We start from the raw sequence: 23,386 nt of genomic DNA on the forward strand, positions 1-23,386 counted from the left end.
AAAATCGTTAAGTCATTTATTTATATCGTATTTATATTATTTCACCGTGGGAAAAGCAGCAATTCGCAAACGTGCTGCTCCCATTGGAATTAGTTCAACTTCCTGTACCTCGCTTTTGCTTTCCACGGGGCTCAGAGGCAATACCCCCGTTAACCCGTTTTCATCAATTTTCCACCCATCGATACGTTTCGCTTTCACAAGAATCGAAATAGGTACTGCTTCTGCGTCGAAAGGAAATGCATCTTTAGGCCATGGTCGTTTGACCACTTTTAGGTGGTCAACAGCTTGCAATTGATTTTGTACAAGTCCATAATTCCAATCACTTGCAGGAAGGATTTCATAGGATGGCCACTTGGATGGATCTGCAGTCTCCTGCCATTTGGAATCTCCTATTGCCGAAGCCTTACTATCTTTTTTTACATAATTCTCTTTGATTTTAAGGGCATAGGTCAATGGTCCACGCTGGATACTCACTGAATTTTTATTGGCTGTCCATGTTTTCAGATCTATGGTCATTGGTAAGGAAAGTTCGACCTTGTCGCCGTCTTTCCACTGCCGTTGAATCCGAATATATTTTGCACCAGCTTCCACAGCTTGGCTTTTACCATTAACCGTTACTTTCGCTTGTTTCGCCCAGGCTGGAATACGGAGATAAAAGGGAAAATCAACCGTTTTACCCTGTGTTCCTATTTCAAATCGTAGCGATTCTTCAAAAGGATAATTGGACTCTTGCCGGATCTGAATAGCCTGCTTGTTTCCGACGTTGATTTCAGCCTTTGATGCGGCATATAGTACTGCCGCAACACCATTATCATTCGTTGCCATATACAAATGCTCAGCATAATATGGCCAGCCCTGACTGTGATTATGCTGACAACAGCGTGAACTGAAGGGATTCATCATTAAAAATGGCCCGTTATTATCAATTCCAGGAGCATGATTATGGCTGTCGCTGATGGTCATATTTGGACTTGTAATATACCTTAAGGCCTTGAAATCTGCTGTTACGGCTGCTGGATAGGTATTGAAAGCGACTTCCTCCGCATGATCTGCCCAAAATGGGTCGCCTGTTATCCCAAGAAGGATTTCATTGGACGCCATCTGTTCGACCATACCACAGGTTTCCACCCCTTGACGGGGATCGGTATATCCTGGACGTGCATTTTCATCGGCACCGAACATACCGCCTGGAACCTGACCAAATACCTGCCTGACAAAATGAAAATTAGCGTAGGTCGCATTCAGGTCTTCACTCGATTGGCTTTTCAGATAATAGGTTGCCGGCTCTCTGAAACACTGCGCTACATTAACATTATGCCAATTCGGCAAATCATCTTTCTGGCGCCAATTGGCGGTATTCCGATGGATTTTATCTGCTAAATCCATCAGCCATTCATTCCCCTGTGTTCTATTATAGAGCCAATAAACCGAGAGCAGATTGTCACCACCCCGACTATTTTCCCAATAGTCTTTAAGAAAAAAACTATCCGGCAAATTGGCCTGCCATTTAAAATAATTGGTCATCAAGGTTAAGACACGTTGGTCACCGCTATATTCATAATAAGATTGCAGGCACCACAACATCAACATATTCCCCCAAAGATCTGGTTTGTTGTTACGCAGCATCAATGGCCCAAAGTATCCATCAGGACGCTGGCTTTTTAGTGCGGCTTCCAACCATATCTTTGACTCCGCTAGGATTGTAGGATCTTTTAAGATGTAGCCCAGATTAGCATAACCTTTTAGCCAATAAGGGACTTCTTCCCAGCCATAATCTCCTTTCCCATCCGTACTTAACCAAGCATTATTTTTTTGGGATAGCCAAGCGCTAATTTCGCCCAAATGACCTGTGAGACCATCTTTTTGCAACGCTAGGTACTTCCCTAACCAGCCTTCAGGCACTATACTGCCTACCGGCAATTTCAGCAAGGCATTTTGTCTCAGTGGAGCCCTATTGTTCACGTATTGTGTATTCTTACCTGTCAACGGCAATTGGTTTACGGAAGTTGCTATTCTTGATTGAGCCGACGTAGCTAAGCCAAACCCCAACAATAAGCTTAAAAAGCCAATTCTTTTAATCATTTTTATTTTAGTTTCTTTGGTTCACTATCGTACAGCGCCTCGGTAATCCCATTTACCCGTAACCCTACGCGCGCATACACCGCTGCGCTCTTGGTCAAAATATCTTTGATATCCAGTTCCAATTCGACATGGCCGGCATTTAATCCAGTTTTTTCCATCTTATATGTATATTGGCCCAAATCCACAAATTTTGTATCATTGACCAATAAGGTGACTAAATCAATCGTTCTTGAAGCATCTATCGTTTCGATATCAAAAGATGCTTTAAGGATATTTCCTTGTGTGTTATAGGTTATGTTACTCATCATGTAGTAGGGTTTCACCTGATAATCCACTGTGGTATTGCCCTTCACATCAACTAGCAACGTATCGGCGCTGCTCACCCATGGTCCATTTCCACTGGTTGTCACCAATTTGTACTTTCCATCGAAAAGTTTCGTAGAAAACGAACCATCTTGAGTTAAATAAACATTAATAGGAGACCGAAATTGATAACCATCCTGCCAGAGTTGAAGATAGACCGATTGATTGGATCCTCTCAGCCCCAAAGGTTTGGAATTATAGGTTACATGTCCGCTTAATGTGCTTTGTGGTGCATCATAATTATCTTTGCCACAAGCAAAAACACCCAAGAGTAAACACAAACCGACTATTAATTTACAAAAAAAAGTTTTCATAAGAATAATGCTATTGATAAGGATTTCGGACTAGCTTCGGATTGTTGTTAATCCAATTTTGGTCAATGAAATTATAATAGTTCTGATATTTAAAATTTCGCGGATAGAGCGTATGGCTAGATTTCTGTTTCTCGAAAACCCACTTGCCATTGTTAGGATCCCCAGGAGCATATATTTTATACGGAAATAGGGCATAGTGCACCGCATTGTAATTATCAGCACTTCCGTTCCAGATTTCATGGGCGATGCGCAAACGTTTCAAATCCCAATAACGATGATCTTCGAAAGCAAATTCAACGCGACGTTCCTGAATGATATCATTTAAAGAAATAGTCGTCAATGCTTGTATTCCCGCGCGCTCCCTGATCTTATTGATATATCCAGTCAACTCAGCTTGCGGTTTACCAAGTTCAAGCCCCGACTCTGCAGCGATCAACAGAAATTCAGCATAACGAAAACGGACAAACCAAATATCCGAACCGCGCCCGCGTGTAGAGGCATCTTTATTTTCGTCAATAAACTTCCGGATATTAAATCCAGTTTTATTGACATACATATCGTTGGAAGTCGTAGGGCCATCCTCACTCGTAACAAGTCCGCCAAATTTATCATTTGAGGAACCAGGCGAACCTGTTACTGTCTTCCATGTACCATTTTCTTTATACCGAACCCCCGCCTGATAAGTTATTTTCGTTCCAGCAAAATCTGCTCCGGAGTAAATTACCGTACCATACAAGCGTGCATCCTTATTGGCAAAAAGATCTTCGGGATTTGTATAATAAACATAGTCACCAGCAGCAGTCTTCGTTTTCAGATCCCCTTTTCGATCATTTGTATATTCAAATGCTTCCACCAAATTGAGTACTGGAGTTACGAAATTGGCATCAATATCACCGCGGACAGATGAGGCTATATTATTATTGGTAAAAGAATGGGTCTCACCAGGATAAGCATAGTCTTTTGCCCAAATTACTTCATTGCTTGATTTTGAGGTTACGGCAAGATAAAAGTTCTTGCCCTTATCCGGATTTGCATTATACAGCGCATAAGGACTATTATTTATAATATCCAAAGCAGTTTCATAAGCTGTCTGATAATATTTAATTGCTTCAGATGCAGGGATGCCCACCTCATTTCCTGCAGTCTTCACGTCTGGAGTTTTATAGTTATACTTGGCTATGGAAGCAGCATATAAACTTGCGCGGGCTTTTAACGCCAAAGCTGTCCATTTATTGGCTCTCGCCGAATTGATGGTTTTCTCTGTACCGAGCATTTTAGCCGCTTCAGTACATTCACTGATGACATAATTATAACTTTCAGCCTCGGTTGCACGCGACAACTGTAATTCTGCTGGATCCATTCCACTTGTATAATCATATACTTTATCACCCACCATTGGCACTCCCCCCAAACGCTTGATCATATTAAAATAAGTCCAGGCACGGATAAAGCGGGCCTCACCTTCAATGCTCTTTTTATTGTTGTCATCTAATGTTGATTGTCGGACACCTACAATAAATTGGTTTAGATTTCGGATCAATTCATAATCATACATCCGCCAAAAATCATTTGGAAACTCCTGCATATTGTTGGGAGAACCACTGGAAAATCCTGCTTCATCTAGCATCGCAAAGGAGCCGTTGTCGCCAAATTGCTGGCCCCAGCTGACTCTTCCATAGTAATTGGCCAACACTGACTTCACCATATTTTGATCTGAAAATATCTGATCATCGGTAAAAATAGCCTGTGATTCCCTGTCCAAAAACTTATTACAGCTTGAGAATGCACATACTAAACATACACCCCATAAAATAACCTTCCTCTTTATCATTTTCATTAAAAAGTTAAATTAACACCCACATTTATAACCCGGTTTGTTGGGTATTGAACACCCGAATCACTTGTGATTTCCGGATCGATCTTCATATCACCCAAATTATCTATACTGAAGAGATTCTGCATCATCGTATATATTCGTAATTTTTGGATTCCACGAGCTTTCATCCACTTGTCTGGCAAGGTATATCCAATCTGAAGATTTCTTAGTTTTATATAATTTACATTGGTGAGCCAAAAATCGCTATGCCAATAATTACTATGGTTTTGATTTCCGCGAATCAATGTTGGATACTTGCCGGGAATCAATGTACTATTCGGGTTGGTAATATCACTGAGCATCCATTGATTCTCCATGTAATATTGCGGATTATTTCCACCATCGTGGAAAGGGTTCATCGCTTCGTAATTGGGACGATAGGATGCAAATGCTGCTCCTGTCAAATCCATGGCCAGATCAAATCCCTTGAACTGTCCGCCCAGATTAATTCCAAAATTGAAATAAGGAAGTCCGCCTTGCCGATATCCTATTGGCCGCTGATCCAGCTCATTGATCACTTTATCCCCATTGATGTCTTCATATTTTATATCTCCTGGTCTCAAGGTAGAATTACCTTGACGGTCATTGTCTACATCGTAATTGGCAATTTCTTCCCAGGACTGAAACTGTCCAGTAGCATGTAAGCCCCAATTTAGATAGGCGTAGCGGTCAAAAATGGAGTTCCGATACTGATCCCAGGAATTCCCAAACCGGGGTTTATATTGTTCACCATCAATCTGACGGGCAAATGTAAAATTACCACCGACAAAGTAATTGAAATCGCCAGCCTTACTCCGCCACATAATTGAGCCATCGATACCCTTATGCATATCGGAGTTTAGGTTTTCATAAGGCAGACTAAAACCAACCTCATTTGGTATCAATACATCATTTCTGGAAGCCGGTAGACCACTTCTTTTCCTTCGAAAGAAATCCAAGCTACCCGTCAATCTTCCCTTTAATGTGCTAAAATCAAGCCCCACATTCAACATGTGCGCCTCAATCCAGGAAAGTGTTTTAACAGGAAGTCCACGGGGTTGGGTGCCAATAACATATTTTCCGTCAATCGTCGAACCTTTGGAATTATAGGTATATCCGCTCAGGTAACCAAAAGCATAATATTTCCAATCATCCAAATTGTCATCCCCCAATATCCCGTAAGATCCCCGAAGCTTAACATCATCAAGTACCTTCCGCATGCCATCTGTCCAAAACTTTTCAGAAGAGATCCGCCATCCCGCGGATGCTGAAGGAAAAAATCCCCATCGACTTCCAGGAGCAAACTTCCAGGATCCATCATAACGCGATGAAAGTTCTAAAAGATATTTTTGATCGTAGTCATAATTGACCCGACCTGCAAAGCCGGCTCTTGCTTGCGTATTTACTCCAGTATCATTATAGGTATCCATCGTTTGAAAATAAATCAAACTCAATGCATTCGATGCTGGTCTGTCGTGGACATAAATATCGGGGTTATCTCGTTTTATTGACTCCGCGGCTAATACAGCATTTACACCATGCTTTCCAAAACGTTTGTTATAATTTAAAGTGAATTGTGTTGAAATTTCTTCGATTTGAGCGATAGACCGCTCCCGCCAAGGGTTATCCATGCTAAATATAACTGGATAGGTATCCGTTTTTTCATCATAGCCATACAATTTGTAAGTGAACTCCTGATTATCCATCCACTTATTAGCCAAATAGTACCCTACCGTTCCTTTGGCAACCAAATCATCTGTAATCTTATACTCGGCATTAAAATTTAATTGCATCACCCGCCATTTTTCCTGATATGTACCCGATAGATCATAATTCAGCATCGCAAAATTCGTCTCGGTATTGGCGGCAGTTTGTGTTGGATAGAGCGGATTGTCGTTGGCAAATGGCCGCGCAGTAGGTAAGTTGCGGTAAATGGCAAATAAGGCTTGCCAAGTATCGTCAGCACCGGGTACCCCAGGTTGTTTGCGCTGTTCGATCCGTCCGTTCAAATTGGCTCCGATTTTTAATCGTTTAGATACGCTCGCATCAATGTTCATCTGTACATTAGTACGTTTGAAACCACCATAATTACGGATAATGGATTGTTGGTCGAGATGCCCAGCACTTAAGTAATAATTTATTTTTTCGGACCCACCGCTCACATTTCCAGAAACATAGGTTTGCGGACTAGTTTTTAAGATATAATCGTACCAATCAAATGGGCGGTAACCTTTTTCCGTCCCCTGCTGCCATTTTTCAAGATCGCTTAATGAATACTTGGGATCCTTCACACCAAGAATGGCATCCGATTGAATGTAGCTCTTTACATAGGTACTTGCATCTGCAGGCTTAGGAAAACGAAACATACTTTGCCAGCCGTAATAGGAATTGATATAAAAGGTATTGTTATCGCCACGCTTTCCTTTCTTTGTCGTTACAACCACCACTCCGTTGGCTGCGCGTACACCATAAATCGCTGCGGACGCATCCTTCAAAACCGAAACAGATTCGATGTCATTGAAGTCCAAATTATTGAATTGGCCTTCATCTTTTTGAACACCGTCGATCACATACAAGGGAGTTCCCATATTCCGGATGCTGATCCCCGTCCATGCTCCAGGGCGTCCATCCGACATCCGGCTATTGACCCCTGCAATCTTCCCGACCAAAGCTCCCGAGGTTGTAGTCGCAACAGATCTGGAAATATCCTGCGAAGAAATTGCCGTGATTGCACCAGTAACAGATTCCTTCTTTTGTGTACCGTACCCGACCACAACCACTTCGCCGATACGTGAATTTTCATCGTCCAATGTAATAGCTAAATCCGCGCTCGCGGCCACTTCTTTTGAGAGATACCCAACTGAACTTACAGTCAGTAGATCCCCAGCATTCACACCTATTAGACTAAAATTACCTTTTGCATCCGTTGAAACGGCAGTGCTTGGTTTGGATTTTAAAGCGACTGTCGCTCCTACGATCGGATTGCCACTTTTATCTTTAACCACACCCTTAATTAATTTTTGCAAAGCAATGCTTTCTGCAGGAACTGGAAATAAATCTGCTCCCTTTGCTAAAGGAATAAAACTGCTCGCACAGCAGAGTAAAGTAGCAGAAATTGGCAGACATTTGAGACCCTTAAACATACCTAGATTGATTAGTTTGTATAATTGATTTGTCCAAAATTAAGGTATATTCAATCGGACAGGCTTTCGTTTTTTCTCAAAAAACTGCCTATTTGTATCAAATAATTAATACAACCTAAAACGTTTTAAAGTCTATTAAACAGAGAAAGTACACCTCTTTTCAGTGGTATACTTTCAAACCAATCATTATTAAATATGTATTATTTTACTGAAAAACGATACAGGGATTTCGTTTGATATACTTGCCCCGGGTTTAGGACTGTTGTTGGAAAAGCTGGCTGATTCGGAGCGTCCGGAAAATGCTGCGGTTCAAGGCAAAAAGCCGTACGAAAGGAATCTTTTTTACCATTCTTCAACTGTACTTGTTCGTTCATAAAGTTGCCGCTATAAAATTGAATACCAGGTTCGGTTGTCAGAATATCCATGACCACCCCTGATTTATCACCGATCACATGTGCCGCTTTAAACCAGTCGCCATCTTTCTCTTTACTTAAGACAAAATTGTGGTCATAGCCCTTTCCAAAACTAAGCTGCTGGTCATTGGCATTAATATCTTTTCCTATCGGTTTCAAGGTTGTAAAATCAAAAGCTGTTCCCTTTACCGGTCCTAATTGCCCTGTGGGTATTAGTGTACTATCTACTGGTGTGTATTCATTGGCAAACAATTGAAGTTGATGATCCAGAATGGTACCACTTCCTTCACCGTTTAAATTAAAGTAAGCATGGTTGGTCAAATTGATCACCGTCTTTTTATCGGAAGTAGCACGATAAGCTATCATCAATTCATTATTATCGTTCAGCGTATAAGTCACCTCCATTTGGATGTTTCCTGGAAAGCCCTCGTGTCCGTCAGGTAAGGTGTAAGCAAATGTAAGGGATGATTTATCTGACGATTTTAATGTCCAATTGGCAAAATGCACACCTTTAAAACCGCCATGCAGCGTATTAGGACCGTTATTTACTGCCAATGTATAGGTTTTATCATCCAACTTAAATTTGCCTTTGGCGATCCGATTACCAAAAGGCCCTACAATAGTACCAAAAAATGGTTCTTTGGGATTATTATAATCAGCCGCTTTAGAAAAACCCAAAACCACATCGCATAACTCACCCTTATTGTCAGGCACCCATAATCCCACTAAACGTGCACCAAAATTGGTAAAATAAGCTTGTACGCCATTTTTATTGCTCAGTTCATATAGATACGCCTGTTTTTGATCAATAGTTCCGCTGAACTGCGCGGTATCCATGAAGGCCGATAAAGAATCTGCTTTGGGAGTTTTAGAACCAGTCGGTTGCTGGCAAGACACACTAAAAGCAAGTATTGCAGAAAGACCAAGCAAGGTCAATTTTCCTCTCATTCGTAATATTTTAAAGGGTTTATAATCTTTGTTTAGATAGAACTTACGTCCTTTTCTAGATTTTTTATAATTTTAACGATTACAATCTATAAGCTAAAGTCTTAAATTTTTTAGAAATTTTAAGATTAAATTGTTTCATTTTAGCTCTATTTTGTATCAATAACCAAAAAATGATCATGATCAACCTGAAGCCTTTACGATTGCTATTTATCCTGTTACTCCCTTCCTTGCTATATGCGCAGCCCTACTATTTCAATCATTATCAAATCAATGAAGGTTTGTCAAACAATGCTGTCATTTGTAGCATGCAAGATAGTCAGGGTTTTCTTTGGTTCGGCACAAAGGATGGATTAAATCGCTTTGACGGTAACAATTTCAAACATTTTGATGCCACCCAATCTGGGAAAAACAGCTTGGGTGGTAATAATATCATCTCCTTGAAAGAGGACTTTCGAAAAAGAATTTGGATTGGAACAGATCAGGGAATCTATTGCTACGACCCCGTCGACGAGCAATTTAGACTATTGAGCAAACAATTTGAAAATGCGGACGTACCCGTCATTGTTACCGATCAACGCAAAAGGATCTGGTTTATATCCAATGGAATGCTCTATTGCCATGATTTGGTTAGTCACGCAATTCAACAATTTACAAAATCGGACCTCTATATTACGTCTATCAGCTGCACAAAAAATGGAACTGTATTTTTTGGAACTCCTGAAGGTAAGATCTTCCAGATAGGTTCTTCTGGAAAACCCGCACTCATGCTTGACTTTCAAGCAAAATATGGTCCTAAAGACTGGTTTAGTATTGAGAAAATAATGGAAAACCGCGATGGAGACTTATTGATTGGCACGTCGAAAACTGGGGTTTATAGCTACAATTTTAAAAACAAGTCCCTCAAGTCAATTCTTGGTCCGGACAGGCTGCATCAATTTCTCTATGTAAGAGATATTATACAGCCAAACGATCATGAATATTGGTTTGCAACCGAATCTGGCCTCTTCATTTACCAAATAGCGAGCGGAAATTACATCAACATTCAGAAAGAACAAGAAAACCCTTGGGGGATATCTGACAATGCCATTTATAATATCCTACAAGATAAGGATGAGGGTATTTGGCTGGGAACCTACTTTGGTGGGATTAACTATTATCACAAGAATAATAGTATAATCGAAAAATTCCTCCCACAAGATCGCCCCGGGAGCTTAAAAGGCTCTGTCGTTCGGATTATCAAAAAAGACATCAACCACAATATATGGATAGGCACCGAAAACGGAGGTCTATCTAAATTGGATCCTAAATCGGGTTATATCCAGAACTTCTCCGATAAACAGGGGAATCTGGCAAATAACAATATTCACGGTATTCTCCCTATTGGCGACAAACTACTGATTGGTACTTTCGTCAATGGTCTGGACATTTTTTCGCCAAAGCTTCAAAAAGTTATCTATCACATCGATCGTAACAGCAATGTATCAACATCCGATCTCCAAAGTAATTTTCTTTTTTATCTCTATAAAACTCGAAAAGGAGAAATCATGGCTGCATCCACACGCGGCCTATACCGCTTTGATCTAGAAAAAAAATCTTTCCACCTTATTGATAATGTCCCAGAATACATGTTTTATACAAGCATTTTGGAAGATAAAAAGGGGAATATCTGGGTCGGAACGTGGCGTGATGGACTATTCTGTTATCATCCGACCACACGTTATTTTAAACACTATACGCATCATCAGAACGATCTCAATTCCTTGCCCAACAATAGGGTCAACAGTATATTTGAGGACTCAAAAAATCAAATTTGGATAGCTACCGAAGGTGGGATGGCTAAAAAGAAATCAAATCAGGATGGCTTTGAAAACATTGGCCTGGAAGAAGGAATGCCCAGTAATGTGACACTCGCCTTTTTAGAAGATAAACAAAATAACCTTTGGGTGAGTACTTCCAAGGGCCTGGTACGCTACCATCTTCCCAGTGGAAAAAAACGCATCTTCAACTTGGAGTCTGGCCTACCGACGATTCAGTTCAATTACAATTCATCCTTTAATGATGACAATGGAAACTTTTATTTCGGCACCATCAATGGACTGATACGTTTCAATCCCGAAAGGCTCAACCAAATCAACTACAAGAATCAAATTCCGATTTACATCACTAATTTTTACATCAACAATAGGGCGATCAATCAGTACACCGATACAAATATTCTGTCCAAATCAATTCTGTTCACGGATAAAATCAAACTGAAACACGACGAGTCATCCTTCAGTCTTGATTTTGCGGCATTACACTACCAAGCCCCCCATTCCATTCACTATAGCTACAAAATGGATGGTCTCGACGACAATTGGATAGACATTACAAGCAATCAACGGGCTTACTTCACCAAGCTAGCGCCCGGAAACTATGTTTTTACTGTAAAAGCAGAAGATCCAAATGGCAATACAATCCCCACTTTTGCTAGTCTTAAAATCACTATTCTTCCTCCGATCTGGGCAAGTATACCGGCCTTTGTTTGCTATGCTCTAATCCTTGTGGGGCTGATTATATTTGTTATTCATCATTTCAATGAAAAGATCAAACAACGCAATCGACAACATCTTTTAACCGTACAAAATCTACGCGAGCAAGAACTCTATCGCTCAAAAATCAATTTTTACACCGATGTTGCGCACGAAATACGCACACCGTTGACATTGATCAAGGCCCCCTTAGAGAAACTTATGGACAAAGTCGATCACAATCCTGTAACCGACAAGCTACTATTGACCATGCAAAACAACACGGAGAAGTTGATTGCCCTTAGCAATCAGCTATTGGATTTTAGACAGGTCGAAACGGAAGGATTCAAATTACACTTTGAATCAGAAAACATAAGCCAAACGGTCCAGGAAATTATCAACAATTTTACAGTCACACTGCAGGCGCAGGACAAGCAGATGGTATCGCACATTATGCCAGATATCATAGGTCAAGTCGATATCGACGCATTCGACAAGATATGTTACAACCTATTGAATAATGCCCTGAAATATTCTTCATCCTATATTGAAGTGAATTTGAATATGGATAAACAGAAAAATATCTTTATATTGACCGTGAAAAACGACGGAGCTTTAATTCCTTCAGAAGAAAGGGAAAGAATTTTTGAACCATTCAATCGCTTAAAACAAAATAAGAATGTTCCTGGAAGCGGCCTAGGCTTGGCATTGACAAGGTCCTTAACGTTAAAACACCAAGGTACCCTGTTATACAGTACAAACGACCTCCAATTGAACGTATTTAGTTTGACATTGCCTTTGAATCACAATACAAACCCATAATTATGAATGCCAAATCCAATTTATTATTAGTAGATGATCATACTGAACTACTTGAATTCATTGCGGATGATCTCAATGAGGATTATCAGATAACAACGAGTTCCAATGGTAGGGAAGCGCTGGATTTATTAGCCACTGAATATTTTGATCTGATCGTCAGCGATGTGATGATGCCAGAAATGGATGGTTTTGAACTCTGTCAAAAAATTAAAGAAGATATCGCATATGCACACATTCCAGTTATACTCTTAACGGCAAAAAATAGTATTGAATCAAAAATTCAGGGTTTGGAGTATGGTGCCGACGCTTATATTGAAAAACCTTTTTCACCTGCCTTTTTAAGAGCACAAATCGCGAGTTTATTAAAGAATAGAGTTAAAGTCAAGGAATTTTTTATTAAAAATCCGATGTCGCAAATACAGCAAATCGGTCAAAATCAAAGTGAACAAGAGTTTTTGTTGAAGATTGAAGAAATCATCATGCAACACCTCGATGACCCACAGTTTAATGTCGATCGGATGGCCGATATTCTCTGCATGAGTAGACCTACCCTCTATCGCAAAATTAATGTGGTATCGAGCCTATCGCCCAATGAACTGATTAATTTAACGCGGCTCCGAAAAGCAGCAGAACTGCTCATCCAAAAGCAGCATAAAGTCTACGAAATTTCTAATTTACTAGGCTATAGCTCCGCGACTCATTTCTCTCGTAATTTTCAGAAGCAGTTTGGACAGAGCCCTACTGAATTTCAAGACGCCCAAACTGCTTTATCTAAATCTTGAACAAGCAAATAATCATATCTGAATAAAAATAGGTGTCCGTCCACGCGTGCACCTATTTTGTTGGTTCAACTTGCGCAAGTGTTGCATACTGTGCTGCATAAGTGAACATGAACATTCCTTCCAAATCATTCTTACCTTTGTCATTTGCCCAGCCTCCAAGCAAGTCATTCGGCAGAAATCCATCTTTCAAGAAGTGGGTATAGCCATAATCCAAGTTATCCTGAAAAGATTTTGCATACAGTCCAGCCTTGCTGTAATTCGGAGATATAGTGGTATACCCTCTTAACAACACGCCGTTAAACCAATTATTAAAACCATCTGTCGCATAGGTATAGTGCTCAGGAATCTGCTGCCCTAACTTTCCAAAATAAGTAAAAGTCGCATCGGCCAGTTTCTTGCCATCTTCTAAATAGCTTTTTGCTTTCGTAACACGATATAAGTCTGCTGCTCCGGAAATCATCGTGCCACTATTATAGGAAAATGCTGTTCCAACCGCTTTTCTGAGCTCAGTATTTTTTCGATATTGTACACCATTGACCGTTTCATAAGCTATCGAACAATCTGGAAAGCAATCACCCATCATATCCGCATAAACACCTTTTTCATTAAGAAGATTTGCTTTTTGCCAGTCATAAATCCTTTTAGCATAACGAAGATAAAAATCGGCCTTCCGCTCTTTTTTAGCAATACGGGTTAGTTTATCTTTCTGATCGATCGAATGTGCAATTATTTGGTCTCCTTTGTTTTTATAGATTTCATACAATGTAACAAGCGGACTAATGATCGGTGCATTACTACAGGCATGCTTCGTTACATATCCTGGTCCCCATGGAATTCCGCCATGCTCTTTCCCTTTCTCATCCAAAGTACAATCCCAACCATCAAGAACATAAGCCGTAAGGTACTCCGCTTCTTGCAAATAGCGATCTTGCCCGGTCAAATGATAAGCTTCCAATAATTCCCGTACCAACCACATCTGATCATCATAGACGTTCAATACGCCCGTTACATTTGCTTTTCCTTTTTCTCGAACGCGATCGACAGCATACACTGTCCATTCTTTATGCTGCGTAAACGACGTTAGCGTAAAGGTCCCTAAATAATAGGCTGCATTTGCATGAAGCTTAGCCAATAAATCTACATAGCGGGAATAATACATTTTATAAAGCTTGCCGTTATCTACCTTCTGTTGCTTTTTCAAGCCACTCAACACAGCGTTTACAGCTTCTATGGAAGCAGAATACATCCATACACTAGCTGTTTCTTCGGATCGAACCTTCGTAAATGGGTTATAAAAACGATGCATTTTGAAATCTTCACCGGAAAAATAGACGTCCATTGATCGATCAATCAATTGGATTGCCCGTAAAAGATTCTGCTGGCTTTTATTTTGATCATGTACTGATCTTTGGGTGTGCAATTCTTGCGCATAAGCCTGTTTTACGCAGAGGGGTGATACTGACAGCGAAATTAGAGAAAGTGCCCAAAAAGGCCGGTTGGAAAAGAATTTGATCATGATACGGTTTTAAATTGATTAAGTAGTCTTTCATTCGCTTCGGTAGAGCGTGATAACTGTGTATGAAGATAAGCATTTTTTGGACAAAAAAAATCGCATTTTTTGAAATGCGATTAAACTATTTGCCCTTTTGCTTAGCTAACCAAGAACTTGCTCAGTCAACTAAGCTGCCACTGGTTGACGATGACGATTCACAAATTGCTTTTTCAACAGATACAATTTGTAGTGATCGTATAAACCGATGACTAAAAGAACAAAACAAACCACGTAAAATGTTTTATTTGATAGGTAAGTGAATGAAATACCGCTCACAAGTCCGCCAACGACATACGCGCTCACGATGCTCAATAGCAAATGGAATTTGTCGACCAATGCCTTATTGCTCCGGTTAGACTCCTTGGTGAACATCGAAATCAATATGGCCAAATCTGTCGTTAGCCCGGTCAAATGTGTTGTTTTCACAACAGAATTCGATATGCTCGCAGTCAAACCGTTTTGTAGCCCCATCGCAAAGAGCAATGCACCGACAAGTATCTCAGTTTCTTTCAAAGAATCCTCATAAAATACATCAAGATATATCCCAACAAATAATATACTCAATATTTCCAATACCAAGGGAATGGAATGTGTCAAATAGGAGCTAAAACGTCCTTTACCATGAATGATGATCAGATTAGAAAGCATACTCCCTACTAGAAAAAGTAAAATCCAAAAAAGCACCACAGCACCTTGGTACCAATTCCCTTTCGCTATCTCCTGTGCAAAAACAGCATAATAACCCGTTACATTCGAGGTAAACGAGAAAAAGACAATGACAGATGCGACATTGACCATTCCTGCAGAAAACGCGGTAATTCCCCCCAGCCTAATGTTATCTTGAATCGTCCTATGGTTACTATATTTTCTCAGCATACTTTTCCTTTCCTCCTTTTTTCAGCACGATACGTGCAATTCCTTTCGTCTGCATATCCAAATTAAGATGCAGTATCAATTGGTTTTTATTTAATTTTTGTATGACAAAGCTCTCTATAAGCTCATCATTTTTCCGAAGCTCAAGGATATGGCCTCGTCCCTTCAAAAACCAATTGTATTGTTTGTCCTCGTGATGGGCAATAAAATTTTTGTCACCCATTTTTTCAAAATGCCATAATCCATCCTGCAAGGGTGGAAGGTGAGCGATTGCAGCATCTTTTATTCCCTCATGGATAACCGCCTGTTTTTTGAACGTTGGAGACTTCTCCACTTTCTCAAAGTACCAACCTTGCTCTTCCCACTCCCCTTCTAAAAGCCGCTCGGGGTTTTCATAAAACATAACCATTGAACTAGCTCCTAAAAGCAAAAATGACAACAAGACGAAGTTGAACCTCGCCAATATTTTTCTCTTAATAATTAACATCCCATTTCTTGTTAAAAAATAAATCCGCCAAGACATTTCCTCCTGTTTTGTTTGTCCCAGGTCTTGCTACAATCGAGACATTCTTCTGTTTACTTTTACTCAAGTGAAGCAAAGCCCGTCCGACGTCAAAAAAATGCCTTGTTCTTTTTTCAAATTCATAATCTGTGGGAACCTTGACTTCATCAATCCGAGCTCCGCGCAAATAATGTTGTAAATAATTGAGATTGTCAGAGCCGATAATATCTGTATAGATATTTAGCTTACGATTTTCATAACGATGACAGATCATCTGGCAGGCTTTCAAAAAATCTTCTGATTGCAGATTATTAAGCTGATCTTCCAGTGTAATCCCTAATAACTCACTAATCGAAGTACTGCTCTTATTGCCATAGACCAAAATAATGTCTAGCTCTTCAGCTGACGATTGTTCTATACTATGAATCACAAAAAAGAGCGAATCAATCGTAAAATCACTTGGAATCAATACACGCGTTGCCTTTGCCATATCCAATTATTTTTATACAAAATTAACAGGTCATCATGGCAACCGAATGAATCTGAAATTAACTTTCTATTAGAATTTTAGGACTTGTATTAAAATGAGATTAAAAATAAAATGTAGATTAAAATGAGATTAAAATTTAGTTCCGGCCTTGTAGTATAACTCTGCCAGTGCCTTCCGATAGTCCGTAAAAAGCTTCTCTTGCTTGATACGCATTTCAATCAGCTTGTTTTCCCTGCTATTGACAACAAACAAGGTTGATTCACCCAGCTCAAACTTATTTAATTCACCCTTAAGGAGCAATTCCTGGTTACTTATATTGATCGATTGAAGTTCAATCTGTTTACTGTAAGCATTTAAATCATTGTACTTTTTAACGACGTCATTGTAAATATTTCTTTCAGTCGCTACCTGCTCAAATCGTAGTTGATCTTGCTTAATCCGTACCTCTTTGAGCTTCCCACGTTCGGCGCGAATAAAAAGTGGAAATGCAAATTCAAAACCTAGCTTATAGTTCTGCCAATTAAAATCATACTGCGGTGGTACAAAATCATTTAAACCGCGACGGCTAGAAATGAGCGTACCCGACACATTCAATTTAGGTTTAAGCATTTCTTTTCGATAACGTTCTTCAAATAGCAGTTGCTGATTTTTACTAGCCAACTTGATCATTTCGGGATGAGCAATTTTTGCCGAATCCAGTAGTGCCTCGATCACACGATTATCCGGCAAAATAACTTGGTCTTCGAGCTTATGTGGTATGGCGTGATCGGGAAGTTCAACCGGAAATTGTTGATCATTCCACAAATGATTGGACAATACAATTTTCGCATTTTTAAGTTCTACTTCATACTTTGAAAGTTCTATCCGTCGTTCTTTTACGACGACCGAAGCTTCGATAGAATCGATTGCAGGTTTGTCCCCCAGCATAGTCTGCTCACTGATTGCGCTAAACCGCTGATCCGCTAATTTAACGCCCTCTAATAAAAGTTGGTATTGCTGGTAAGCAAAATACCAGTTCCAATAATCTGAAAGTGCCTGAAACCAAATGGCATTAATTTGCTTGATCTTTTCGCCTTCCAGATAGCTGATCATCGCCTTTGCCTGCTGTAACGTATTCCTTCGGCTATCGACGATTAAACCTTGCCCCAAAGGAATACTTAAACCGATTGCAGAGAGCCCCGCATTATTCGTTCGGGATTGTGGGTTTGTATATTCACCTACATTTCGATCATAAGCTATTTTCAGATCAGCTCCTGCTAACCAAAGTGGGATTTTCAACTCGCTATTCCACTGATTGTAATAATCCGTATGACCGAAATGCTTATTTTTAAAGCTCGAATTTAGTGTTGGATCAAACTTCCCTAACGCTTGTGTTACTTGGGCTTTTGCAGTTTCACTCAGTAGATTTACTTGTTTAACAATGGGATGATTAGCCATTAAAAGCTCTTCCATGTCATCAACTGTAAAAGTCTTCGGTGCTCCATATTCCTTTTCCTGAGCCAAAAGATGAGAATAGAAAAAAAAGCAGAACACGATAAAAATAAAATTCAATTTATTCATATAACAATTACTTTTTCTCACTTTCTTTTGGTTCTCGTTCCAAACTCGGGGGAAAACCATTCAACTGTCGCCATATCTCATACCACAAAGGAACTTTGTTTAAAATAACCCTTCCATAAGCACCTGAACCTTGGTTTAACTGGATTGGCCAAGGCTCGTCACCCTCAGGAACCGGATCGGTCGCGCGTATCAAAATCCTAAATCGACCATTCGTACTGCTCACTTTATCGATGACTGAAACTTTTCCGGCAAAGGTACCCACCGCGACAGAAGGCCATCCGGAAAATTGGATCGATGGCCAGCCATCAAATTGCAGCCTTACATCACTCTCCGGCGCTATCAATGGTACATCCATTGCATTTACATAAAGCTCTACGGCCAGCAGTGGTTTTTTAGGTTGCAATGTCGCAACGGACTCCCCTTCCTTCATATTTTCACCGATTCCTGCTTTAAAGGTTTTTACTATAAAACCATCTTGTGGGGCCCTCACGACATATAATCCTCGTCGGACATCGATATTGGAGATCTCATTTCTCAGTTTAGCGATATCGCCCTGTACTGAGGCCTTGGAAGAAAAAGCGGAACTTAAATCAGACTGCGCTTTCGCTAATGATTCATTATACTTTGCACGGATGTTGTTTAATTCGATGCTCGCATTTGTTAGTGATTGTCTTGAATTTGATAATTTGTTATCTGCACTTACTACTTTAGCTCGATCATTTTGTAGATTTAAGCGTCTTGTTTCAATATCCGTCAATGAAAATAAACCGTCACGATACCCCTCTTCGTACCGTTTAAGCCGCTTTTCACTGGTCTCAAAAAAGCTCATGACAGCGACAAGTTCTGCACTATCTATTTTTACCACATTTTGTGCTTGAACCACCTTATTTTTAGCTGATGCAAGCTGAAAATCCAGCCCATTTTTCAATGCTTCAATCTGTGCTTGGGTAGCTTGCATCTTTTGATTAGCGGCATCTTCTCCACTCCTTTTGGCATGCAATTGTTCTTCTAATCTCACAGGTAGCATGGGATCAAAATAGGATTGTGCAGTCTCCGAAAGGACCAAAATTGTGTCACCTTTCTTCACTTCCTGCCCTTCGGTAACTGCCCAATACTCGATGCGGCCACCAATCTGATTTTGGATAGTCTGCGGTCTATCTTGTGGACGTAAAGCGGTAACCGTTCCTACTCCAAGAATTGTTTGCCGCCAGGGGAGAAAAAGTGCCAGTACAAAAACAATCCCAGATAACACAAGGATCCGCCCCAAAACTAAGGATCCCCGCTCTTTCAATAAGCTATCAACAGCATCATGAGAAAGATCTCTCCAAGAGAGCGTTGTTCGATTCGAATGATCCTTATTAATCAACATAAACCGCAGCGTCCTCCTCCAACGCAAGATCGGTTACAGCCGCCAGTTTGACAACTCCCGTAAGCATATCAAAAATCGTATTTAAGTTAGTCATCAGTTTTTCAATGGCATAACCAATTTGAACGATCACAACTTCAGCAGCTACAAATTGACCAAAAGTCATTTGCCGCTCGACAACAAAATAGGATCCAAGCAGGAGCATCGCTCCAAACAATAGCGTCCGAAGCAGGGCAGAACCTAGAAAAAAACGCTTTAAAACTTTAAAATGATCGTTTCGAGCCGATAAATATTTACTGACAATGGAATCTGTTGTTCTCGTCACTTCGTTCATTTTCATCTCATCTCCACGATAATGGTCGATTTGTCCGGCAACAGCTTCCAAATAGGCTACCGTCTCATATTTGTATTCAGACTCTTCAATACTTGTTTTCAAGCCTCTTTTATAGTATAAAACAAGTATCGTAATGACAGAAAAAATGACAATAAGGCCAAAGGCCAAAAATGCGGGATGATAAAAAGATAATAAAACCACACTGAAGAAAATTGTCACGACCGCGGCGATGATATCGATCAAAAGTTTGATAATTCCCTTTTGAATAATGATGACATCAAAAAATCGGTTGACCAACTCCACTAGGTTTTTTCCAAGTAACTCTTTAGGTTTAATTCTTGGCAGTCGATACGAAAATTCAATCGCCGATTTTAGAAAGATTTTCTGCTCCAAATACTCGACCAAGGTCAATTGTCCGATCAATAATACTCCACCCACGATCACGCCAAATAACACAAAAGCAATTAAGATATAGGTAGAGCTATACATCGCTCCATTGCTTAAAAAATTAAATATTGCTGTTATCCCTATTGGAATAGTCAAACTAAAAATACCGATCACAATAGCATAAATAAATATATAATTGATCGTTTTCCGTTCAGTATGTAATAGGCTTGCCAACCGCTGTAAGGGGGATGGTCCGCCTTGTATATGCCCCATAAAAATAGATAGAAGATAAGTTAGAAATGATGAATTTCGGCTAAAACAATAGTAAAACTCCGAGCGATCATTCAACTAGTCCGGTTGCTCTGTTTCCGATACTTGATTGCTCTTTAAATATAATCGTAGAACAAATTTGGCCCTCAACCTTACGGAGTGCATTAGCGACATTAAAAAAATTGCGTGTTTTCTTTTTATAGGTATAATCTCGCGGTATTATGATCTCATCAACAGACTGTCCCCTAAGATAATGCTGCAAATAATGACTGTTATCGGTACCCAAGATATCTGCAAAAATACTGAGCCCACGGTTTTTATAGCGCTGATAGATTACGCTGCAGCCTTTTAAAAAAGAATCCGATTGAAGTGTTTCCAGTTGATCTTCCAATCCAATTCCGAGTAATTCACTCGCAGAAGTGCTGCTTTTATTGCCATACACAAGGATAATATCGATACAATCAGCCGTTGACTCTTCAATACTTTGACGCACAAAATGAAGGGAGTCGACTGTAAAATCACTGGGTATTAATATACGCGTTGTTTTAACCATGCTTTTTTTTAGCAAAGTTAAAACGCACATATGACAACGGAATGAATCTAAAATTAGCTTTTCATTAGAAAGCTCGCAACTGTATTAAAATGAGATTAGAAATGCCATCTAAATTAAAACTACATTAGAATCGAAGGTAAGTGGGTAGTTCAATTTCTACAGTGGTACCTTCACTCACAACAGAATTGACTTTCAATGTCCCACCATGCAGCTTAATAATATTCCTGGCTAAGGGAAGTCCTATACCATAACCATCTATCCCACTCGTATTGGAAGCTCTAAAATAGGGATCGTAAATATGGTCCAATTCACAGGAAGGTATTCCGATACCTTTGTCTTTTATTAGAATAAAGACTTTATTGTCCAATGCACCCAAAGCAATGTATGCTGTTCTATCCGATGAATACTTACATGCATTGCTGATAATATTGGATAGCGCAAGCTGTAGCAAAATTGCATTTCCATTCACCTTAAGTCGCATACTATCATCTGGTAATAGACTGAAATCTGTAATAATCTTAAACTTGTCATTGATGGCCTTAACTGTTAGTTCGGCATCCATCACAATCTGATCAATACGAACGGGGCTAAATGCAGTCGCATTATTAACAAAACCTGTACGCGCCAGCAGTAAAAGTGCTTTTGTTTTCTTTTCCAAATGCTCTGCCGACTCAATGATCTTAAATAATGTTCGTTGGTACTCCTCCGTTGTGCGTTCTTTTGATAAAGCAAGATCTGCCTGTCCTATGATGGATGTCAATGGCGTATTCAGTTCATGTGATGCATTGCTGATAAAGTTCTTTTGTGTTTCGAAAGAGGTTTCCAAGCGCGTCAACATCCGATTAAAGGTGAGTGCCAGACCATGAAGCTCCCCTTTATATTTATCCTCATCCAATCGTTTATAGAGATTTTCAGAACCAATCTCCTGCACCTCTTTCATCATGGTCAATATGGGCTTTAAAAACGAGCGCTTCATAAAAACCGAAACAACGAATATAAAGAGAATTCCCAAAATCAGACTTATAATAAGGAGATTACGAAGATAGGCCAAATGGTGTGTATAAAAGTAATTTTCAGCAGAAGCGCCCACGATATACTTTCGACCATTTTGCGAGAAATATTTGGTTGAATAGAATTGATTGCCCGACTTGAAATTTGAGCTTCCGTTTTTATTGATTTTATCCCAAAGCTCTTTATGGAATCCCTGGCTTCTTACAATAGCACCATTGCTATCAAATTCCACCAAAAATTCATGCTGATTATTGAGATTTTCAATAAAATCAAGGCTCCACTGATCAGTTTGGGAGGCAGATTTACTATTCAGAAATTTCTCTGCAGCAATATTTCGCCGCAGGTCCAGCCGCTTATAAAAATCTGTAAAAGCAAAATTCGTAATGGAATAAAAAATAAAGCCAACAAAACAACTCACATAAATGACTAGAATTGCAATGAGATAAGTAAGCTTTCGGTTATAATTGTGCATGTTTAAATATTCAGTCTTCTATTTTTAAAACATATCCCATACCAATAACCGTATGGATCGCTTTTTTGCTCGTTACTTTTTCAATCTTTTTTCTCAGATAATTCACATAAACATCGACAACATTTGATCCGATATCGAAATTTATACCCCATATTTTGTCCAAAAGCTCCGTGCGCTCAAATACCTTTTTGGGGCTCTGAATAAACAACAAAAGTAAACGATACTCTGTACTTGTCAGATTGAGTTCCTGCCCCTCACAGTAGGCTATTTTTTTATAATCATCGATACGCAGAAAACCATAACTAAATGTGTCTTTCGAGGGCTGTAACTCACGTTGTGTTGCCTGTACGATAGACTGTTGCCTGCGGATCAATGAACGTATCCGAGCCTTCAATTCAATTAGCTTAAAGGGCTTGGAAAGATAGTCATCGGCACCATTATCGAGTCCGAGCACCACATTTTCTGGAGTACCAAGTGCAGTCAGCATCATAACAGGTAAATCGGTATACCCCCACTGTCTGATCTGCTTACAAATATCCAGGCCATTGGTTCCCGGCAAAAGAATATCCAATAGCACAAGAGAGACATCTTGCTTCGCCAAAAGCTGTTCCAGACCTTCCGAACGCCCCAGATGAATGACCCTATAGCCATCCTCGCCTAAGCCTTGTACGATCAAATCAGCAACATCCTGTTCATCTTCAACCAAAATAATTTTTTGCTCCTCCATATTCGTCATGATGTGTAGCTCTCTGTAATGAACTACGATCCAAACCATAAAAATAAC

17 protein-coding genes are annotated in these 23,386 nt (G+C 39.8%); 2 read left to right on the plus strand and 15 right to left on the minus strand.

Annotation, left to right across the window (positions count from 1 at the left end; translation table 11 throughout):
* Nucleotides 1-36 precede the first annotated feature (36 nt).
* The 5 genes from B3P16_RS05425 to B3P16_RS05445 form a co-directional block, all read right to left on the minus strand.
* Nucleotides 37-2,082 carry a beta-L-arabinofuranosidase domain-containing protein gene (locus tag B3P16_RS05425; RefSeq protein WP_286841662.1) on the minus strand — a complete coding sequence of 682 codons (2,046 nt, stop codon included), beginning with the start codon at nt 2,080-2,082 and terminating at the stop codon, nt 37-39.
* Between the two features lie 2 nt (nt 2,083-2,084).
* Nucleotides 2,085-2,759, minus strand: coding sequence for a DUF3823 domain-containing protein (locus tag B3P16_RS05430; protein WP_046675395.1), 675 nt, complete (start codon nt 2,757-2,759; stop codon nt 2,085-2,087).
* Nucleotides 2,760-2,769: 10 nt separating this feature from the next.
* Nucleotides 2,770-4,590, minus strand: coding sequence for a RagB/SusD family nutrient uptake outer membrane protein (locus B3P16_RS05435; RefSeq protein WP_070568304.1), 1,821 nt, complete (start codon nt 4,588-4,590; stop codon nt 2,770-2,772).
* Nucleotides 4,591-4,595: 5 nt separating this feature from the next.
* The gene (locus tag B3P16_RS05440) at nt 4,596-7,757 is read right to left on the minus strand and encodes a SusC/RagA family TonB-linked outer membrane protein (protein WP_286841664.1); all 3,162 of its coding nucleotides are present in this window, start codon (nt 7,755-7,757) and stop codon (nt 4,596-4,598) included.
* A gap of 200 nt (nt 7,758-7,957) precedes the next feature.
* Nucleotides 7,958-9,118, minus strand: coding sequence for an aldose epimerase family protein (locus B3P16_RS05445; protein WP_070567927.1), 1,161 nt, complete (start codon nt 9,116-9,118; stop codon nt 7,958-7,960).
* A 176-nt stretch (nt 9,119-9,294) separates the two neighbouring features.
* On the opposite strand from B3P16_RS05445, the gene B3P16_RS05450 reads away from it, so the two are divergent.
* Both B3P16_RS05450 and B3P16_RS05455 read left to right on the plus strand, forming a co-directional pair.
* Nucleotides 9,295-12,450: a sensor histidine kinase gene (locus B3P16_RS05450; protein ID WP_175442027.1), complete on the plus strand. Its 3,156-nt coding sequence runs from the start codon at nt 9,295-9,297 to the stop codon at nt 12,448-12,450.
* Between the two features lie 2 nt (nt 12,451-12,452).
* Entirely contained in the window at nt 12,453-13,232 is a 780-nt protein-coding gene (locus tag B3P16_RS05455; RefSeq protein ID WP_046675391.1) for a response regulator transcription factor, read from the plus strand.
* Nucleotides 13,233-13,284: 52 nt separating this feature from the next.
* Here the strand turns inward: B3P16_RS05455 and B3P16_RS05460 are convergent, their stop codons facing one another.
* The 10 genes from B3P16_RS05460 to B3P16_RS05505 all read right to left on the minus strand — a co-directional run bounded on the left by B3P16_RS05460 (nt 13,285) and on the right by B3P16_RS05505 (nt 23,377).
* Nucleotides 13,285-14,748: a glycoside hydrolase family 76 protein gene (locus B3P16_RS05460; protein ID WP_070567931.1), complete on the minus strand. Its 1,464-nt coding sequence runs from the start codon at nt 14,746-14,748 to the stop codon at nt 13,285-13,287.
* A gap of 162 nt (nt 14,749-14,910) precedes the next feature.
* The gene (locus B3P16_RS05465) at nt 14,911-15,660 is read right to left on the minus strand and encodes a YoaK family protein (RefSeq protein WP_046675390.1); all 750 of its coding nucleotides are present in this window, start codon (nt 15,658-15,660) and stop codon (nt 14,911-14,913) included.
* Nucleotides 15,644-16,144: a hypothetical protein gene (locus B3P16_RS05470; protein WP_070567934.1), complete on the minus strand. Its 501-nt coding sequence runs from the start codon at nt 16,142-16,144 to the stop codon at nt 15,644-15,646. The genes B3P16_RS05465 and B3P16_RS05470 overlap by 17 nt, the downstream gene beginning before the upstream one ends.
* Nucleotides 16,131-16,649 (minus strand): hypothetical protein, encoded by a 519-nt coding sequence (locus B3P16_RS05475; protein WP_070567936.1) that lies wholly within the window; start codon nt 16,647-16,649, stop codon nt 16,131-16,133. The genes B3P16_RS05470 and B3P16_RS05475 overlap by 14 nt, the downstream gene beginning before the upstream one ends.
* Before the next feature lie 129 nt (nt 16,650-16,778).
* A complete protein-coding gene (locus B3P16_RS05480; protein ID WP_070567938.1) occupies nt 16,779-18,209 on the minus strand; it encodes a TolC family protein in 1,431 nt (476 codons plus the stop codon).
* Nucleotides 18,210-18,216: 7 nt separating this feature from the next.
* Nucleotides 18,217-19,578: an HlyD family secretion protein gene (locus B3P16_RS05485; RefSeq protein WP_070567940.1), complete on the minus strand. Its 1,362-nt coding sequence runs from the start codon at nt 19,576-19,578 to the stop codon at nt 18,217-18,219.
* Complete coding sequence (locus B3P16_RS05490) at nt 19,568-20,569, minus strand: ABC transporter transmembrane domain-containing protein (protein WP_286753707.1); 1,002 nt, start codon at nt 20,567-20,569, stop codon at nt 19,568-19,570. The genes B3P16_RS05485 and B3P16_RS05490 overlap by 11 nt, the downstream gene beginning before the upstream one ends.
* A gap of 67 nt (nt 20,570-20,636) precedes the next feature.
* On the minus strand, nt 20,637-21,119 hold the full coding sequence (locus tag B3P16_RS05495; RefSeq protein WP_070567944.1) for a hypothetical protein: 483 nt from the start codon (nt 21,117-21,119) through the stop codon (nt 20,637-20,639).
* A gap of 124 nt (nt 21,120-21,243) precedes the next feature.
* The gene (locus tag B3P16_RS05500; RefSeq protein ID WP_070567946.1) at nt 21,244-22,602 is read right to left on the minus strand and encodes a HAMP domain-containing sensor histidine kinase; all 1,359 of its coding nucleotides are present in this window, start codon (nt 22,600-22,602) and stop codon (nt 21,244-21,246) included.
* 10 nt (nt 22,603-22,612) lie between these two features.
* Nucleotides 22,613-23,377, minus strand: coding sequence for a response regulator transcription factor (locus tag B3P16_RS05505; protein WP_254667741.1), 765 nt, complete (start codon nt 23,375-23,377; stop codon nt 22,613-22,615).
* Between the last annotated feature and the right edge of the window lie 9 nt (nt 23,378-23,386).

It is taken from the genome of Sphingobacterium sp. UBA7631 (assembly GCF_002483935.1).
In the GTDB taxonomy this organism is placed as follows: domain Bacteria; phylum Bacteroidota; class Bacteroidia; order Sphingobacteriales; family Sphingobacteriaceae; genus Sphingobacterium; species Sphingobacterium multivorum.

Excerpts from the sequence above, each read along its gene's own strand:
- B3P16_RS05465 (WP_046675390.1), bottom strand. The coding sequence starts at position 15,660 with ATGCTGAGAAAATATAGTAACCATAGGACGATTCAAGATAACATTAGG.
- B3P16_RS05475 (WP_070567936.1), bottom strand. The coding sequence starts at position 16,649 with ATGGCAAAGGCAACGCGTGTATTGATTCCAAGTGATTTTACGATTGAT.
- B3P16_RS05430 (WP_046675395.1), bottom strand. The coding sequence starts at position 2,759 with ATGAAAACTTTTTTTTGTAAATTAATAGTCGGTTTGTGTTTACTCTTG.
- B3P16_RS05445 (WP_070567927.1), bottom strand. The coding sequence starts at position 9,118 with ATGAGAGGAAAATTGACCTTGCTTGGTCTTTCTGCAATACTTGCTTTT.
- B3P16_RS05505 (WP_254667741.1), bottom strand. The coding sequence starts at position 23,377 with ATGGTTTGGATCGTAGTTCATTACAGAGAGCTACACATCATGACGAAT.
- B3P16_RS05495 (WP_070567944.1), bottom strand. The coding sequence starts at position 21,119 with ATGGTTAAAACAACGCGTATATTAATACCCAGTGATTTTACAGTCGAC.
- B3P16_RS05440 (WP_286841664.1), bottom strand. The coding sequence starts at position 7,757 with ATGTTTAAGGGTCTCAAATGTCTGCCAATTTCTGCTACTTTACTCTGC.
- B3P16_RS05485 (WP_070567940.1), bottom strand. The coding sequence starts at position 19,578 with ATGTTGATTAATAAGGATCATTCGAATCGAACAACGCTCTCTTGGAGA.
- B3P16_RS05500 (WP_070567946.1), bottom strand. The coding sequence starts at position 22,602 with ATGCACAATTATAACCGAAAGCTTACTTATCTCATTGCAATTCTAGTC.
- B3P16_RS05460 (WP_070567931.1), bottom strand. The coding sequence starts at position 14,748 with ATGATCAAATTCTTTTCCAACCGGCCTTTTTGGGCACTTTCTCTAATT.
- B3P16_RS05435 (WP_070568304.1), bottom strand. The coding sequence starts at position 4,590 with ATGATAAAGAGGAAGGTTATTTTATGGGGTGTATGTTTAGTATGTGCA.
- B3P16_RS05450 (WP_175442027.1), top strand. The coding sequence starts at position 9,295 with ATGATCAACCTGAAGCCTTTACGATTGCTATTTATCCTGTTACTCCCT.
- B3P16_RS05425 (WP_286841662.1), bottom strand. The coding sequence starts at position 2,082 with ATGATTAAAAGAATTGGCTTTTTAAGCTTATTGTTGGGGTTTGGCTTA.
- B3P16_RS05455 (WP_046675391.1), top strand. The coding sequence starts at position 12,453 with ATGAATGCCAAATCCAATTTATTATTAGTAGATGATCATACTGAACTA.
- B3P16_RS05490 (WP_286753707.1), bottom strand. The coding sequence starts at position 20,569 with ATGGGGCATATACAAGGCGGACCATCCCCCTTACAGCGGTTGGCAAGC.
- B3P16_RS05480 (WP_070567938.1), bottom strand. The coding sequence starts at position 18,209 with ATGAATAAATTGAATTTTATTTTTATCGTGTTCTGCTTTTTTTTCTAT.
- B3P16_RS05470 (WP_070567934.1), bottom strand. The coding sequence starts at position 16,144 with ATGTTAATTATTAAGAGAAAAATATTGGCGAGGTTCAACTTCGTCTTG.